At 57.2% G+C, this 14,518-nt stretch carries 19 protein-coding genes; 12 read left to right on the forward strand and 7 right to left on the reverse strand.

Going from position 1 to position 14,518, the window contains the following annotated elements; all coding sequences use genetic code 11:
• Positions 1-321 precede the first annotated feature (321 nt).
• Positions 322-2,277: an HD domain-containing phosphohydrolase gene (locus tag ABIZ35_RS21695; RefSeq protein WP_348222056.1), complete on the forward strand. Its 1,956-nt coding sequence runs from the start codon at positions 322-324 to the stop codon at positions 2,275-2,277.
• Positions 2,278-2,519: 242 nt separating this feature from the next.
• Positions 2,520-2,654, forward strand: coding sequence for a hypothetical protein (locus ABIZ35_RS21700; RefSeq protein ID WP_348222018.1), 135 nt, complete (start codon positions 2,520-2,522; stop codon positions 2,652-2,654).
• Positions 2,655-2,682: 28 nt separating this feature from the next.
• Here the strand turns inward: ABIZ35_RS21700 and ABIZ35_RS21705 are convergent, their stop codons facing one another.
• Positions 2,683-3,345 (reverse strand): hypothetical protein, encoded by a 663-nt coding sequence (locus ABIZ35_RS21705; RefSeq protein ID WP_348222019.1) that lies wholly within the window; start codon positions 3,343-3,345, stop codon positions 2,683-2,685.
• 116 nt (positions 3,346-3,461) lie between these two features.
• Here ABIZ35_RS21705 and ABIZ35_RS21710 point away from each other — a divergent pair, with 116 nt between their 5' ends.
• From ABIZ35_RS21710 to ABIZ35_RS21725, 4 genes are all read left to right on the forward strand, one after another.
• The gene (locus ABIZ35_RS21710) at positions 3,462-4,532 is read left to right on the forward strand and encodes an EamA family transporter (RefSeq protein ID WP_348222020.1); all 1,071 of its coding nucleotides are present in this window, start codon (positions 3,462-3,464) and stop codon (positions 4,530-4,532) included.
• A 29-nt stretch (positions 4,533-4,561) separates the two neighbouring features.
• On the forward strand, positions 4,562-4,888 hold the full coding sequence (locus ABIZ35_RS21715) for a YnfA family protein (RefSeq protein ID WP_348222057.1): 327 nt from the start codon (positions 4,562-4,564) through the stop codon (positions 4,886-4,888).
• 109 nt (positions 4,889-4,997) lie between these two features.
• Positions 4,998-7,445 carry a diguanylate cyclase gene (locus ABIZ35_RS21720; protein WP_348222021.1) on the forward strand — a complete coding sequence of 816 codons (2,448 nt, stop codon included), beginning with the start codon at positions 4,998-5,000 and terminating at the stop codon, positions 7,443-7,445.
• 11 nt (positions 7,446-7,456) lie between these two features.
• Positions 7,457-7,885 (forward strand): hypothetical protein, encoded by a 429-nt coding sequence (locus ABIZ35_RS21725; protein WP_348222022.1) that lies wholly within the window; start codon positions 7,457-7,459, stop codon positions 7,883-7,885.
• An 18-nt stretch (positions 7,886-7,903) separates the two neighbouring features.
• On the opposite strand, the gene ABIZ35_RS21730 is transcribed toward ABIZ35_RS21725, so the two are convergent.
• From ABIZ35_RS21730 to ABIZ35_RS21740, 3 genes are all read right to left on the reverse strand, one after another.
• The gene (locus tag ABIZ35_RS21730) at positions 7,904-8,365 is read right to left on the reverse strand and encodes an OsmC family protein (RefSeq protein ID WP_348222023.1); all 462 of its coding nucleotides are present in this window, start codon (positions 8,363-8,365) and stop codon (positions 7,904-7,906) included.
• Between the two features lie 8 nt (positions 8,366-8,373).
• Entirely contained in the window at positions 8,374-8,733 is a 360-nt protein-coding gene (locus tag ABIZ35_RS21735; protein ID WP_348222024.1) for a nuclear transport factor 2 family protein, read from the reverse strand.
• A 78-nt stretch (positions 8,734-8,811) separates the two neighbouring features.
• The gene (locus ABIZ35_RS21740; RefSeq protein WP_348222025.1) at positions 8,812-9,663 is read right to left on the reverse strand and encodes an AraC family transcriptional regulator; all 852 of its coding nucleotides are present in this window, start codon (positions 9,661-9,663) and stop codon (positions 8,812-8,814) included.
• A gap of 170 nt (positions 9,664-9,833) precedes the next feature.
• Here ABIZ35_RS21740 and ABIZ35_RS21745 point away from each other — a divergent pair, with 170 nt between their 5' ends.
• The 6 genes from ABIZ35_RS21745 (at position 9,834) to ABIZ35_RS21770 (ending at position 12,459) form a co-directional block, all read left to right on the forward strand.
• Positions 9,834-10,175: a hypothetical protein gene (locus ABIZ35_RS21745; RefSeq protein ID WP_348222026.1), complete on the forward strand. Its 342-nt coding sequence runs from the start codon at positions 9,834-9,836 to the stop codon at positions 10,173-10,175.
• Positions 10,176-10,199: 24 nt separating this feature from the next.
• Entirely contained in the window at positions 10,200-10,649 is a 450-nt protein-coding gene (locus tag ABIZ35_RS21750; RefSeq protein WP_348222027.1) for a hypothetical protein, read from the forward strand.
• Positions 10,650-10,697: 48 nt separating this feature from the next.
• A complete protein-coding gene (locus ABIZ35_RS21755) occupies positions 10,698-11,078 on the forward strand; it encodes a hypothetical protein (protein WP_348222028.1) in 381 nt (126 codons plus the stop codon).
• 74 nt (positions 11,079-11,152) lie between these two features.
• Positions 11,153-11,536, forward strand: coding sequence for a VOC family protein (locus ABIZ35_RS21760; protein ID WP_348222029.1), 384 nt, complete (start codon positions 11,153-11,155; stop codon positions 11,534-11,536).
• Positions 11,533-12,036, forward strand: a complete 504-nt coding sequence (locus tag ABIZ35_RS21765; protein ID WP_348222030.1) for a hypothetical protein — start codon at positions 11,533-11,535, stop codon at positions 12,034-12,036. Before ABIZ35_RS21760 ends, ABIZ35_RS21765 begins: the two co-directional genes overlap by 4 nt.
• Positions 12,037-12,072: 36 nt before the next feature.
• Positions 12,073-12,459 (forward strand): hypothetical protein, encoded by a 387-nt coding sequence (locus ABIZ35_RS21770; protein WP_348222031.1) that lies wholly within the window; start codon positions 12,073-12,075, stop codon positions 12,457-12,459.
• A 123-nt stretch (positions 12,460-12,582) separates the two neighbouring features.
• On the opposite strand, the gene ABIZ35_RS21775 is transcribed toward ABIZ35_RS21770, so the two are convergent.
• The 3 genes from ABIZ35_RS21775 to ABIZ35_RS21785 form a co-directional block, all read right to left on the reverse strand.
• On the reverse strand, positions 12,583-13,149 hold the full coding sequence (locus tag ABIZ35_RS21775) for a DUF4865 family protein (RefSeq protein ID WP_348222032.1): 567 nt from the start codon (positions 13,147-13,149) through the stop codon (positions 12,583-12,585).
• Positions 13,150-13,254: 105 nt separating this feature from the next.
• The gene (locus ABIZ35_RS21780; RefSeq protein ID WP_348222033.1) at positions 13,255-14,091 is read right to left on the reverse strand and encodes an AraC family transcriptional regulator; all 837 of its coding nucleotides are present in this window, start codon (positions 14,089-14,091) and stop codon (positions 13,255-13,257) included.
• A 15-nt stretch (positions 14,092-14,106) separates the two neighbouring features.
• Positions 14,107-14,421, reverse strand: coding sequence for a hypothetical protein (locus ABIZ35_RS21785; RefSeq protein WP_348222034.1), 315 nt, complete (start codon positions 14,419-14,421; stop codon positions 14,107-14,109).
• Positions 14,422-14,518: the final 97 nt, after the last annotated feature.

The following is a 14,518-nucleotide window of genomic DNA, read 5'->3' on the forward strand; positions in this document are numbered from 1 at the left end:
CATCATTAACAGCAACCGGAAAGACTCTGGTGTTTTGTTTCCATTGTAACATTCACAATTTAACTAGTATTAATATTCGTGCCGCCAATAAAATGAGGATGAAGGCAAGATAATCCGAGACGCTACAACGAGCGGTGAACTTTTATTCGCGGTAACAATTTTCTATTTCGGAGCCGATAACTATGATAGGATCATCGACAATTGGTTCGTTATTCTTAGAAAGCCAGCATCTTGATTACACAGACGCCACTCATTACCAATTCGACAGACGTTTCCCAGCATGACGTACCTCTTGCGGCTGTTCCCCTTCTTGCCGAGGCTATGAATGGGATTCTGAAGAATGCTGCGAACTCATTGGGCGACGCGGTGGATTTGAGGCGTCTCAATGCAGAAGAACGTGCTCGCCTGCAAGCGACCGCGGTGCTGCAGAACGCCTTTGTATTGACGGATCCACATCTTCCGGATCATCCGATCATTTACGCGAATGCTTCATTCCTTGAACTCACGGGGTATTCCGCAGAGGAAGTGATCGGTTTCAACTGCCGATTTCTTCAGGGCCCAAAAACAGACCGCGCTGAGGTCGCTAAACTACGAGAAGCAATCAAAGAACGGCGCCCCATTCAAATCGCGTTGCTGAATTATCGAAAAGATGGAACTGAGTTTTGGAACGAATTGACAGTCGCTCCCGTGCGCGATGAGGCCGGTGAATTGACTCATTTTGTCGCCGTACAAACAGATATCACCAAGCATAAAGATGTAGAGGCAGCTCTCCTCTCAAGTGAATCTCGATTGCGTCTTGCACTGACCAGCGGTCAATTTGGCACTTGGAGTTTTGATGAAGCGGCCCCAGAAACGGAAACCGCGTCCGATCAGATGAAAGCACTGCTCGGCTTGCCGCCTGAAGCGTGTCTGACATCCAAACTCTTCTTTCAGTCGATCTACCCCGAAGATGTTCGGCGCATCCATGGCGCTGTGGACGTTACTCTGGCCACGCATCGAACTACCATGGTCGAATTTCGCGTCGTCTGGCCCGACGGCAGTATTCACTGGCTCGCGAACCATATCAGTATGGATAAAATTGAGATCAAGGGAACACGAGCCCTGTTTGGAATTGTGCATGAAGTCACAGACCGAAAGTTACAGGAAACGCAAATTAAAGCGGCGTTAATCAAAGCGCAAGAGCAGGCCGATCACGATCCACTGACGGAATTGTGGAACCATCGGGCATTCCATCGAAAATTTCAAGACGCAATCGCGCGGATGTCGCAGGAAGGCATGGAACTGGCCGTCGCCATTCTCGATCTCGATAATTTCAAGTTCTTCAATTCCGCGTACGGCCATATCGTGGGCGATGGTGTTTTGCTTCACGTTGCGCGTCGACTGCAGGAGCTTTGCCGCCCGGGCGATATCGCCGCGCGGTTTGGCGGAGATGAATTTGCCTTGCTGCTTCCGTGTTCCAAAGGTTCTCAAGCACAGGATCTGGAAATACGCCTGCGCGCCGGTCTGGAAGGCTTGTGTTATCAGTCCTCAGCAGAGGAAGTCGCGATCCCACTGACCGTCAGCGTGGGAGTAGCATTGGTCTCGAAAGTCACACCGGATCGACACGAGGCGCTCCAATTGGCCGATGAGCGTCTGCGCCGAGCAAAATCCGGCGGCGATATGGATACCGAGGCCGATCGGCTGCGCAAATCCGTAAAAGAGAGAATGAAAGGGTTCTCCATGGTGGACGCGCTGGTGGCTGCGGTGGACAACAAAGATCGGTACACCGGCAAGCACTCGGAGGATGTCATGACCTACAGTCTGATGATTGCGCGTGAGCTGGGGCTTAGTGAGGAAGAACAGCGCGTCATTGCGGTCGCCGCCCTTCTCCACGATGTCGGCAAAATCGGCGTTCCCGACGCGGTCCTGCGCAAGCCGGGCCGATTGACGGAAGAGGAGTTTGAGACGATCAAACAGCATCCGCAGATGGGAGCCGCCATTGTCGGCGCGGCGCCGGAACTGGCGGCAACGCTGGACGCCGTGCGTCACCATCACGAGCGCTGGGACGGAGGCGGATATCCCGCCGGCCTTATCGGGGAAGCAACCCCATTGGCCGCGCGCCTCATGTCGGTTGCGGACGCCTTCAGCGCGATGACGACGGATCGCCCTTATCGTCAGGGAATGGACCACCAAAAAGCGCTGCGTATTTTAGCGGAAGGCGCGGGAACTCAGTGGGATCCCGTCTGTGTCGCCGCGTTCACTCGCGCACAAAAATCAACGCTAACCGCGAACAGCTAGATAGCTCCATTGTGCATGACGGCAGGCGCGGAGACGGACCTATCATGGCCGTCGCTTCAGTTGTCCATATCATAACGTTGACTCCAGAATATTTCATGCGTGAAGCTTTGGCGAAAGGCCGCAAAGCGATCCCCGGCTGTTTGCCAAATCCTCCGGTGGGATGCGGTTTTCGTTAAAGACAACAGGATCATCGCCCGTCGTGCGCGTTAGCGCTTGTAAAATTCGGCGTCGCCGCCGTTCATGTGGCGCTGATCGATCCCGATCCACGCAATAACGGCAACGGGATCGCCATCCTGCGGCAATCCGGCATTGAGGTTACCGTGGGCTTATTACAGGAAGAAGCAGAGCACGATCTTAAGCAATTTCTGTTAAAGTAGTTGAGAGCCAGCGCTGCCTATGGTAAGTTCAGAGCTTCGTTGGCGTCACTTCCAGATAGTAGCCTGTGTACTCGCCCCGATCGGTCACAACTTCCCCCTTTTGCACGGCGCGGCGCAGAGCCTTGTCTTTGGCGTCCGTCATCCCCGTGATATGCACGGTCTTGCCAAGCGACGCAACTTGCGTATTTTTCCCAGAGTTCATGACTTCCCCCTGCTCGCCTAGTTCCTGTATTTCCACGGTAAGATTGATTGTCTTGTCGGTATCCGGCGAGGGAATGACAGTGATCGCGAGGCCATCCTGACCATGTCCACCCATGGAAATCGATGCAGAGATTTTTTCGGTAGTTACAATGCTCGGAGTTTGAGTCGCGGTTTCGGTGATCTTGCCGTTTTTGTCCACATGGTAACCCACGAGTTTCATCGTCAGTCGATACTGGCCACGCTGCACGTCCTTGGCGTGAAGTTCCTTCTCAAACTCGGTAACGGCCTCCTGGCTTCCATGCGCGGTTACTGTATTGTCGTGAAAATTGCACGTCAATTCGTCGAGCTTCTGGGACGATTGGATGTACCTGGGAACATCTTGCGCGGTGATATTTTGCAGCACGGTGGTTTGCGAGACAGTTGGTCCCTGTCCATGGGCGAAGGGAGCGAGCGTAAGTAAAGTAAATACGGGCAGCAGATGGCGTCTCATGACAGCAGCGTTCTCCTTTGAAATCTCGCACCATATGATACTTAAAGTCGATGGATGCTTCATCCATTCCGTGACTTGTTGTGTCGGCGCATTCATAGGAAGGGTAGAATAGCCGCATGACTGAGCACGACAACCATCGAAATCCCCTGCCCGTCGGCGTCGGAATCGCGCTGCTCGCCGCGATTTTATTTGGCGTCAGCACGCCGTTCGCCAAATTGCTGCTGGGAAACACGCCGCCTGTTTTACTGGCGGGGCTTCTGTATCTGGGATCGGGGCTGGGGCTTTCCGTGCTCTACTTCACTCGCCGCACGGCGGAGGAGGCGCCGCTGTCGCGCGCGGACCTGCCGTGGCTGGCGGGAGCGATCTTGTTTGGCGGGATCGTTGCGCCGGTCTTACTGATGCTGGGCTTGAAGAATACGCCGGGATCTTCGGCGTCGCTGCTGCTGAACCTGGAAGGGGTCTGCACATCACTGCTGGCTTGGTTTGTCTTTAAAGAAAACTTTGACCGGCGTATTGCTTTGGGCATGGCGCTGATCGTGGGAGGCGGACTGGTTCTTTCGTGGCAGGGACTAGGCGGATTTTCGCTGCCTCTAGGATCTCTGGCCATCGCGGGCGCTTGTTTGTGCTGGGGGATCGACAACAACCTGACGCAAAAGGTCTCGGCGAGCAATCCGTATCAAGTCGCCGCTATCAAAGGCGCTGTCGCGGGCGCCGTCAATTTGACGATTGCGCTGGCCCTCGGCGCGAAGTTCCCCGCCATGTCCCAGATCGGCGGCGCGATGCTTGTCGGTTTCCTGGGCTACGGTCTCAGTCTGGCGTTCTTTGTGCTGGCGCTGAGGCATGTGGGCACGGCGCGCACGGGCGCTTATTTCTCCCTGGCCCCATTTGTCGGCGCCATCGTCTCGCTGGTTCTTTTGCACGATCCCATCGGCCCGCAGTTCTTGGTCGCGGCGGCGCTCATGGCGGCGGGAGTGTGGCTCCATCTTTCCGAGAAACATTCCCACGATCATCGCCACGAACGCCTCGTCCATAGCCATCGTCATACGCACGACGCGCATCACCAGCACACCCACCCGCCGGGCGTCGATCCCACGGAACCGCACACCCATGAGCACGTCCATGAACCGATGACGCACTCCCATCCCCATTTCCCAGATATCCATCACCGCCACAATCATTCGACTTGATCGGTGAAAGACACACAATTTCCATGTTATTGATCAAATCGCTTCTGCTGTTTTTTCTTGCCGGGCTTGCCGAAATCGGCGGCGGTTATCTGATTTGGCAGTGGTTTCGTAAAGGACAGCCCTTCTACTTCGCTATCATTGGCGCGGCGCTCCTGATCGTTTATGGACTGCTGCCCAGCTTCCAGCCTACGGCGGCGTTCGGCCGCGTTTACGCCGCTTACGGCGCGATATTCATCGTGATGTCGCTGCTATGGGATTGGCGATTCGATGGACGCAAACCGGACGGACCCGAAACTTGGGGCGCTCTGATTTGCTTGATCGGCGTTTCCGTCATCATGTACTGGCCGCGCCGCTGAAAAGCAGTGAAAGAACTGAATTTAATGGTAAAATCGCTTCAACCGCCGAAGAGACACTGGCGATAAGCTCAATGGGACGAAGATCTCGATTTACGGAATCGCCACCCTCATGCCACCAGATGAACTCGACCGTCTAGCCGCCCTGCGCGACTATCACATTCTCGACACGGCTCCCGAAGATGCGTATGACGATATCGTTCGGCTTGCCGCATTTATCTGCGGAACTCCCATCGCGACGGTCACGCTCGTGGACGACGAACGGCAGTGGTTCAAGGCCGCCGTCGGCCTGACAGTGACCGAAATGCCGCGCGACATCGCCTTCTGCGCCCACACCATTCTCCAAGCGGACATGATGATCGTCCCGGATGCGGCCGAAGATGCGCGCTTCGCTGATAACCCCTTCGTCACCGGCGATCCTCACATCCGATTTTATGCGGGCGTCCCCCTGATCACCGAAAGCGGCCATGCGCTGGGGTCGCTGTGCGTGATCGATCGCACCCCAAGACGCCTTACAGCGGACCAGGAGTCGGCGCTTCGAACGCTCGCGCATCAAGTGATCAACAACCTCGAACTCGGGCGGCGCGCGGCCGAGCAGGACCGACTGATCGCCGAGCGCAAGCAGGCGGTCGCCGGACGGCGCTACAGCGAGAAGAACTTTCAGGCAGCCTTTGACAACGCCGCCGTGGGCGCGAGCATTATCGGCCAGGATGGACGTTTTATCACGGTCAACAAAGCGTTCTGCTCGATCCTGGGATACACCCTGGAAGAAGCGGTGGCGACCGACTTTGCGGCGCTCACTCACCCGGACGACCTCGAAGAAACCGTGATGCTGATGGAGCAGCTTCTGGAGGGCAGAATCCCAAACTTCGTCCTGGAAAAACGATGTCTCCGCGGAGACGGCGAATACATCTGGACCCAAAACAGCGTCTCCCTCACCTACGACGAGCTAGGGCATCCGCATCACACGATCGTTCTTACCGAGGATATCAGTGAACGAAAGGCGGCGGCTCAAATTCAGGCGGAGACGCAGAAGCGCACGGTGCAGTTTCTGTCGGCGCTGGAAGCGAATCAGGGGCAGATGGCGCTGATCCTGGACAATGTCGAGGATACCGTCTTCCTTCTCGGGGTCGATCCCGAGGAAGATTACCGATTTCTCTTTATCAATCTCTCGTTCGCCAAAGTCACAGGGCTTCGCGCGGAGCAGATTATTGGGCGGCGGGTGAAGGATGTGATTCCCGCGTCTTCGCTGGCCTTAGTCCTCGCCAAGTATGCGGAGGCGATCCGCGAGCGGCGCCCCGTGGAATGGCAAGAGACGTCTACGTATCCACTGGGAGAACGCGTGGGAGATGTACGCATCATCCCGATTTTCGATGAATCCGATCGCTGCGCCTACCTCCTGGGAACAGTCCACGACGTTACCGACCGCAAGCGCGCCGAGGATGAACAGGCGAAGCATCTTCTGGAGGCGAGGGAGCGGGCGGATCGCGATCCGCTGACGGGCCTGCTCAACCACCGCGCCTTCCAGCACCGGCTGAACGCGGAAGCCGACCGCGCCCAGCGCGAGAAGACGATCCTGGGCGTCGTGATGCTGGATTTAGACAATTTCAAGTTCTTCAACGACGTGTACGGTCATGCGATCGGCGATCAAGTCCTGCGCGCTGTCGCCGAGCGCCTCACGCACATCTGCCGTCCCTACGACACGCTGGCGCGCTTCGGCGGCGATGAGTTCGCGCTGCTGCTGCCCAACGTCCACCACGCAACCGCCACGGAAGTCGAGGCGCGCCTGCGTTCCTCCCTCCAGGGATTATCCTACTATCCCGAAGACCTGGGGGCGGCAATTCCGATCTCGGTTTCCGTCGGTGCGGCGCTCTTTCCTGACGGCGACACGGACTGTCACGCCGTGCTCCACCGCGCCGACGAGCGGCTAATTCTGGCAAAGACGGGCGGCGACACGGAAGAAACAGCGCGGCGCTTCCGTATGGACGCCGTCGCTCATTTCCAGGGATTTTCAATGCTGGACGCTCTGGTGACGGCGGTCGACAACAAAGATCGCTACACCCGTCGTCACTCCGAGGATGTCATGGAGTTTTGCCTGCTGATCATGCGCGAGCTGGACATGGACGAACGCGAGCAGCGCACCGTGGCGGTCGCCGCGCTGCTGCATGATGTCGGCAAGATCGGCGTCCCCGACTATATTCTGCGAAAACCGGGAAGACTAACAGCCGAGGAATTCGAAGCGATCAAGCTGCACCCCATGATGGGATCGGTCATGGTCAGCTCCGTGCCGGGCCTGGAGGCGACACTCGATGCGGTTCGCCACCATCACGAACGCTGGGATGGCGAAGGATACCCTTTTGGCCTCCGGGGCGAGGAGATCCCGCTAATCGCCCGCCTCATGGCCGTCGCCGACGCCTTCAGCGCCATGACAACTGACCGCCCTTACCGCGAGGGAATGGAGCGGCAAAAGGCCCTGCGCATCCTGGAAGACGGCGCGGGGACTCAGTGGGACCCACAATGCGTCCGTGCGTTTCTTCAAGCCCAGCAAAATCAAAAATAATATCATCCGATATGAAAATCACAAAAGCAATCACAATCCCGAATTGGAATGACGAGGCCCGCGACACGGCGATCGCGTATTGGCAATCGCGTGGGATCGCCTTCACCGACGTCTCCGCAGATCGATTGACTGGGAAGCGAGGCTCTGTCTGGGGCAATATGACGTCCTTTGATATGAGCAAACTGGTCGCTATTCTCACGATCAACCATGTCAAAGACGGCGAAGTCATCTGTGTGCTGGACGTCGACACCTCGTTTCAGGCGATCACGGAATGGAACGCGGCTTACTGGGGGCTGGAGTTGGATACGTTCGAAAGCGTCCTGCTGCATGGCGACGCAAGAGAACAAGAATGGGGAGAGTTTCAAAAGAACAGCCGAGCGGCGGCATGGCGTTGGGCGCTCTCGTTCACTCTTCTCGGCCACAAACGAGGCCGCCTGTAGAATGAGATCGTGCTTCGCCTAGCCGATCTCCAATCGGATGTCCGTCTTCACCGAGTTTGCAAGAAAACACGCTTCGTGCGCCGCGTGGTGCAGCGCCTCTAACTCCTCAAGCGTCGCCTCGCCTCCCGCGAACGTCACGCGAGGCCGCAGCGTCACCGTTGTGATCGCCAGCCGCCCCTCCCCATTCTTCTCCAGCACCCCGACTGCGTCGTCTTGATACTCATCCACCACAAACCCGCGCTTCGCCGCCAGCGATAAGAACCACAGCATGTGACAGCTGGACAGCGACGCCACAAACGCCTCCTCCGGGTCTACCGCCGACGCGTCCGACATTGGAACCGGAACCGAATGCGGCGACGACGACGCCCGCACCTCCACGCCGCCGTCGAACTTCCAATCGTGCGCTCGGCTGTACCGATTGTCCGTAAACGCCTCGGCGGCGCCCCGCCGCCAAATTACCGTCGATGTGTGTTCGGACATAAACTCTCCTATGCAGTCCCCGGATCGTAGAAAAACCGCTCTTCCACGATCCGGTCTCCCTCCCATCGCTGATATGCGATCTCCTCTCTTGAGGCGCGGGCGCCGTTCTTCATGGTTGGCTCAAAGACCCAGTGGATCGCAACGCAATCACCGTCCACGAGAAACGACACGGCCTGCGCTCGACGCCACTCGGCAACGGTCGTCAAGAACGCCGCTTCGAACTCAAGCGCGGCGGCCAGCCCGACACGCGGCGGTCCATTATTCTCGCGCAGTACGGCGTCTTGGTGGTAGAACTCCGCGATCGCCTCCATGAAGCGATACTCGCCCACATATCGGATCAGCTCGGTTACTCGTTCTCGGCTCGGCATATTTATTCCCTCTTTTCCATTGTGTGATTTTATTATGGGGAAACAGGACTCGCCAAGTATTGAACGAAGCGCCGGTTTTTAGAACGAATCGCGGGTGGGCGCCCGGCGCGCCAGCACACCGGGCGTAACGCCAAGATGACGCCGCATGTGCCGTGTCAAATGGCTCTGATCCGCGAAGCCGACGTCGGAAGCCACTTGTCCGAGAGTTCGCCCGCCAGTCAGAAGCAAATCTTTTGCCCAATCCACCCTCTGAGCGGTTACATATCGGTGAGGCGAGAGACCAAGCGACTGTTTGAACAATATCCGGAACTGAGACGCTCCCAGCCCAGCCGCGTCCGCCAGCTCCGTCAGCGTCAAAGGGTCCGCCAAATGCGTCTCGATATGCTCCAAAACTCTTCGCATGCGTACGGCGCCCAAGCCTCCCCGGGGCTCAGAAAAGGGCTTCGACGCGTCCGCGTATCGACGCAAAAGATGAACGCCAAACGCCGTCGCCAGACTTCCACCGTACAGATTCCCAGAGGGGCGGCCGGCTTCCAAGTCCGCGTGAAACAACAGTCCTAATCTCTCGATCTGCGGATCACGAAACCGAAACTCATTCCGTATCTCCGCGCCTCCGGCGTCCCACTCACACTGCGACGCGACGCGCTCCAAAAACTCAGGCGTCAAACGCAAAAACAGCACATCGCCGGCATCCCTTCGCGTCCATTCGACTTCTACCCGCGACGGCATTCCCGCAGGCGCGATATCGATCGCAAGCGTCTCATGCACGCTCTCATCCGTCAGGCCATCCCGCATCGCCCGCACTCGCGCCGGCGCGCTAACATTGATCCCGATGGAATGAAACTCCACCGCCGGCCGCTCAATTACGCCTGCGGCGACAGTAATAAGATCGGCCTGAAAGCCGTGTACGCCGTAGTTGTCAGTTTTCATTGCCGATTCCCTATTCGCGGACTCCACAAAATTTCCCGCCGCAAAATTCTCCCGTGATGAGAATTTCACCATATTCGTTCCGGTAGTTCCGTCCGATCCCCGCAAGTTCAAACCCGCTATTGGTATGATAGCGTATATCGCATCGATTGGAAGGCAGCAGAGAAAAGACTATGTGTGAATATTTGACGATTTTGAGTGAAGAGCTTGGCGAGACTTTCGACGATGAGGCGTTTCTGATGCAGATCCGCTACGATTTCCGATGGGACAAGGAGGGGTTTGCGCGCCTCACAAACGCGATGGAGGAATGCTGCCGGCAGGCGACCGTGAGCGACAAGGTGGACCGCTGGATCGTTGAAGGGTTCTCGCATTTGTCGTCGTTTGTCGAGAACTGGACAAACCTTCCGATCTTTCCCCGTGAATATCCGGAAGAATATTACGAGGAAGCGTACGAGCGTCTGTCGAACTTAAGGAAGAAGTGTCTTCGGCCACAAGACAATGCTTTTGCAAACTGAGGCGACGAGCCGATAGAGTCATCAATGATCACTACCGGCTCAATTACCCGCGACGCGGCGGCGGGAGACTTTCCCTTCCTCGCCGCACGCTATCCCGGCAGGCGGCGCGCCCTCAAAGAGTTCACGCATCGCGATCCAGATTTCGTCTTCTGGATCTATCCCGACGGCAAATTGCACGACGCGAAGGACTCCCACCTGCGCAATACGCCGCGCGGCTTTGAATATATTCTAGACGATGAGCCGGACTACGGCGGCTTCCTGCGCGGTCGCGTGGCGACATCGTTTGGTCGCCAACTGATCGTCGTCTACTGCCGCGCGGAAGCGCTGGCGTCGGCGGGGCCACAGCTCGATCAATTCCTGCGTGGGATCGATGCGCTGCCGATCGCGATCCAATCAGATGCGCTCGTCGTCAGCGATAATGCCGACATTTATGGAACGATCATAGACTTATACTGGCGGGCAGACAGAGAGTAACAGTTCAAGATATCCGATGTACAACGGATCTAAAGGGGAGTAATTCGTTTGGATGTCGGTTATGTGGTTTTCATCGTTTTGCTCTTGGTCGTAACGGCGAGCTTTTGCCTGGGCTGGTATTTGCTCTTCCAATTCGCGGCCTCCATGCGGGCGAAACGGTCCATCGCACACTGGGCGCGTGCGTGGGTCGCTGGATGCGTTGTGACAGCGCTATCTTGGTTTTTGATCTACCAGAAAATCGTGATGCGCCAGCCCGGAGGCGGTTTTGTGATCGGCGTTTTTCTGCTGCTGGGTGGCGCCGTTTGCTGGACATTCGCGGCCTGGCGCTGCCAGGGCGCTCGGGCGCACACAATCGGCTCGGCAGCGTTCGATGAGCCGCGCGATGACGTCTGGCCGCCGCCACCGCGATCCGGTCCTAGAAACGAATAGCGCGCACGCGTGAACTGCGATATAATATCCGCATCTGATCACTCGCCCAGCCCACACTCTTACGGGAAACCATCATGAAAATCAAGCTCACTAGCGTGCTCGTGGACAATCAAGACAAAGCCCTCGCGTTCTATACGGAGGTGCTGGGGTTCGTCAAGAAAACAGAAATCCCGATGGGGGAGTTCAAGTGGTTGACAGTCGTGTCGCCGGAAGGGCCGGACGATATCGAACTGCTGCTGGAGCCGAATGAAAACCCGGCCGCCATCACCTTTCAAAAGGCGCTCTTCGAGCAGAGCATTCCCGCCACTGCGTTCGCTGTGGACAACGTTTCGGACGAGTACTCGCGTCTGACAGGGCTGGGCGTCCGCTTCACCATGGAGCCGACGGAGATGGGCCCGACCACCGTCGCCGCCTTTGACGACACCTGCGGCAACCTGATACAGATTTATCAAATATGATGACTTTACGCTGCACCAAGAAGCTTCTCAAGCGCATGGATATGACGCCTAACGATGTCGCCGTCGCCCTGCCATCCACGACGGCTCTAGGAGATTGGTATGCGAACCTTCTGTTCACCCGCCCCGAACAGATTGTTTTATGCGTCAATGGGAAGTCTCGCCTCTGTGTACTTGTGCCTGCAAAGAACGCCAACTCGATCGCGGAACGGATACAAGTCGGAATTGTAGACATCCTGCGAGAGATCGGCATTTCAGAGGATCAGATCAATCGCGAGAAATCGCAGATGTACCCACTCTCCTATGGCGCGACCACTGGGACGCCGGTAACGAGAAGTGTGATCGGCACGATGACCGACTACACCAAGCATTTGGAATACTATCTGGGGCTAGAGGAAATGACTTTGGACGAAATCGCCAAAATATTGAGCGATATCGTGTGTGGCCCACTGAACTATGCAACCCCAATCAATGTTGCAAAAGAGCTACTGGCAGTAGATTAATCCCACACGAGTGATGATGAGACGAGATTAAACGAGATGAATATTCTCAAGCGTCTGCTGGGCGCCGGCAAAACGCCCCGCGAGGTGGATGGAGCGTGGCAAGTTCCCATTATTCAGGAAATTGCCGTCGCCATGATCCACCAGATCCCTGAGGAGTGGACAAGCGCCAAACTCCTGCTGGAGCCTACCGAGCAAGGTCTTGGGCGCGGGATGAATCACTCCGCGATTACGCCGCAGAGCGGCGACGGCTTTGCGCTGCAAGACAGTCACTTCGTTATGCCAGACATGGCGGTGATGGCGGCGACGCGCAAGCTCGAACTGGGATGGGTCGAACGCAAGGCGACTTTCAAGCGCGCCATCATCACGGCGACACGCGACGACAGCGGCGGCTGGGGAATCCAGAGCGAATACGAACATCCCTGAGACGGCGACGCATATTCTTTTGCGTTTCAGTAACATCCTGTGCCCGCCCGCCGGCTTTGAAATCGCCTGGATCGCGGCGTCAGGCTTGCCCATTTTGATCGAGAGACGTACTAATGGCATGAGTTACCCTCCTGTCGACAGATGCAAGACCTCATAACGCAGCATCCCCGCCACGCTGCTTTCGATCGGCCCGGCGTCACCACACCATAACGTAAATCGTACGACCTCCCATGCCCGTGGATCGAGCGCAACGACCCGCATGTACACGCCGGGCGTTTTTAAGGCTTCCGCGTGTGCGTCTATCTCACTTCGGCGCAGCGCGGCAAGGTCGGAATGCGGCGCCACGCGAATGATCTCACGCGTCGCCGCCGTAGGCGCGTCGGCCGTCCCAGCTCGGTCGAAGGCCATGGGAATCCAGGTGCGCACGGCGGGCCAGCCGAAGTCGAGCGTCAGGCCGGCAAAGCCAGGACCGTGCAGGAAATCCAGTGTCCCCACTTCTGATCGCCAGAGATAGAACGGCGCATATCGATTCTCCGTCGATCCGCCGACGCCGACCTCGGATATCAAAAACGCCTTGAACTCCAGATGCGCCATTCCATCGAACAACGCGCCACGCTGCGCCACCCGGTCGCGCACGATCCCCATATCGTAATCACGCGGCAGCGTGAATGAGTACTGCATCGTCAGCATTGGATTTTCCCTTTCATGTCTATCTTAATGAAAAAGATTATGAGCGAGGATAGAGAGTGGCGTATTGGACAATCGTGCGGAATTGAGAAGAATCGTGCGGGAGATTTAAGAATCGCGAAGAAACTGTGAGGGCGTCACCCCAACAATGCGCTTGAAGTGGCGCGCGAGGTGGCTCTGGTCGGCGAAGCCCACAGCGGCGGCGGTCTCGCCGACGGAGAGGCGCCCAGTAACGAGCATCTCTTTCGCCCGGTCCACACGGCGGGCGATCAAATGCTGATGCGGCGAACATCCCATCGACAGGCGAAACAAGCGAGCAAAGTGATAGGGGCTGATTCCCGCGATCTCGGCGGCCTGCGCGAGTGTCACATCCCGATCAAGGTTATCCTGCATAAAGTCGAGCACCCGTCGCAGACGCGATGGCGAAAGCCCCTGCGGCGCCCCCTGATCAACACTTCGCTCACCAAACGTCCCATACTGACGCAGCAGATGCGCCGCCAGCGCCGTCCCCAGCGCCTCGCCGTACATAGCGCCGTTCGGACACCCCTGCGACGCTTCCTCCAGCAGCGCATACCCGATATGCTCCACCTGAGGATCGCGCACGCAGAACGCGCTCGCCAAATCGCCCGCGCCACGCCCCAAATCATCCGCCATCCGCGACAGCAGCGCCGGCGCCACAAAAAGATGCAGCCCCTCGCCCGCCTCCTCCTTACGCCATCGGCTCGGCCGCGCCGCTGGCGTCAGCACCATATCCCCAGTCCCACGCACCCCATCGTGCGCCCGCCCCTCGCACTCATACGCCAGTCGATGCGGCGTCCCCGCATTGATGCACAAATAGTGCTCTCCAATCGCCGGCAGCCAAACATCCGCCGCCGGCCTTTGAATCCGTCGGACCCGCACTCCGCCCCACGCGGCCTCTATGGTTGATGATTTTTGCGCTGACATTATCATAGAATCATTTCAAACGGTTTTGCCAATCGCTCGATAATAACACCTCTCCAACATCGGCTGAGATGAGGGAACAAGCTTCACAAGCAGGTACGCCAATCCTCCGGCAATAAAAAGAGGAAGAGCAGTAAGAGGATACTTCGCAATTTGCAGCACGCAATACAACAGGCACGCAATACAGATTTGCCACGGATGCTTGTCTATGAATGCCGACACCGCTGGCCAAAGCCCGGAAATCTTGATAGCGCAAGCCAGGCATAGATAATTGACTAAGTCTGTTGCGGCAAATTTTGCCCAGGAGCGTATCAGTGGCGTGTCCTTATCCATACTTACCTCACTCTATACTTGATTCTTCGGCAACCCGCTGATGAACATAATTTTCAGGAAAGGTCTAGCGCTATCGTACCGGACTGGCCGCCAAAAC

It is taken from the genome of Capsulimonas sp. (assembly GCF_039929585.1).
Lineage (GTDB): Bacteria > Armatimonadota > Armatimonadia > Armatimonadales > Capsulimonadaceae > Capsulimonas.

Excerpts from the sequence above, each read along its gene's own strand:
- ABIZ35_RS21760 (WP_348222029.1), top strand. The coding sequence starts at position 11,153 with ATGAAAATCAAGCTCACTAGCGTGCTCGTGGACAATCAAGACAAAGCC.
- ABIZ35_RS21785 (WP_348222034.1), bottom strand. The coding sequence starts at position 14,421 with ATGGATAAGGACACGCCACTGATACGCTCCTGGGCAAAATTTGCCGCA.
- ABIZ35_RS21775 (WP_348222032.1), bottom strand. The coding sequence starts at position 13,149 with ATGCTGACGATGCAGTACTCATTCACGCTGCCGCGTGATTACGATATG.
- ABIZ35_RS21765 (WP_348222030.1), top strand. The coding sequence starts at position 11,533 with ATGATGACTTTACGCTGCACCAAGAAGCTTCTCAAGCGCATGGATATG.
- ABIZ35_RS21740 (WP_348222025.1), bottom strand. The coding sequence starts at position 9,663 with ATGAAAACTGACAACTACGGCGTACACGGCTTTCAGGCCGATCTTATT.
- ABIZ35_RS21710 (WP_348222020.1), top strand. The coding sequence starts at position 3,462 with ATGACTGAGCACGACAACCATCGAAATCCCCTGCCCGTCGGCGTCGGA.
- ABIZ35_RS21725 (WP_348222022.1), top strand. The coding sequence starts at position 7,457 with ATGAAAATCACAAAAGCAATCACAATCCCGAATTGGAATGACGAGGCC.
- ABIZ35_RS21695 (WP_348222056.1), top strand. The coding sequence starts at position 322 with ATGAATGGGATTCTGAAGAATGCTGCGAACTCATTGGGCGACGCGGTG.
- ABIZ35_RS21780 (WP_348222033.1), bottom strand. The coding sequence starts at position 14,091 with ATGTCAGCGCAAAAATCATCAACCATAGAGGCCGCGTGGGGCGGAGTG.
- ABIZ35_RS21770 (WP_348222031.1), top strand. The coding sequence starts at position 12,073 with ATGAATATTCTCAAGCGTCTGCTGGGCGCCGGCAAAACGCCCCGCGAG.
- ABIZ35_RS21730 (WP_348222023.1), bottom strand. The coding sequence starts at position 8,365 with ATGTCCGAACACACATCGACGGTAATTTGGCGGCGGGGCGCCGCCGAG.
- ABIZ35_RS21705 (WP_348222019.1), bottom strand. The coding sequence starts at position 3,345 with ATGAGACGCCATCTGCTGCCCGTATTTACTTTACTTACGCTCGCTCCC.
- ABIZ35_RS21735 (WP_348222024.1), bottom strand. The coding sequence starts at position 8,733 with ATGCCGAGCCGAGAACGAGTAACCGAGCTGATCCGATATGTGGGCGAG.
- ABIZ35_RS21720 (WP_348222021.1), top strand. The coding sequence starts at position 4,998 with ATGCCACCAGATGAACTCGACCGTCTAGCCGCCCTGCGCGACTATCAC.
- ABIZ35_RS21745 (WP_348222026.1), top strand. The coding sequence starts at position 9,834 with ATGTGTGAATATTTGACGATTTTGAGTGAAGAGCTTGGCGAGACTTTC.
- ABIZ35_RS21750 (WP_348222027.1), top strand. The coding sequence starts at position 10,200 with ATGATCACTACCGGCTCAATTACCCGCGACGCGGCGGCGGGAGACTTT.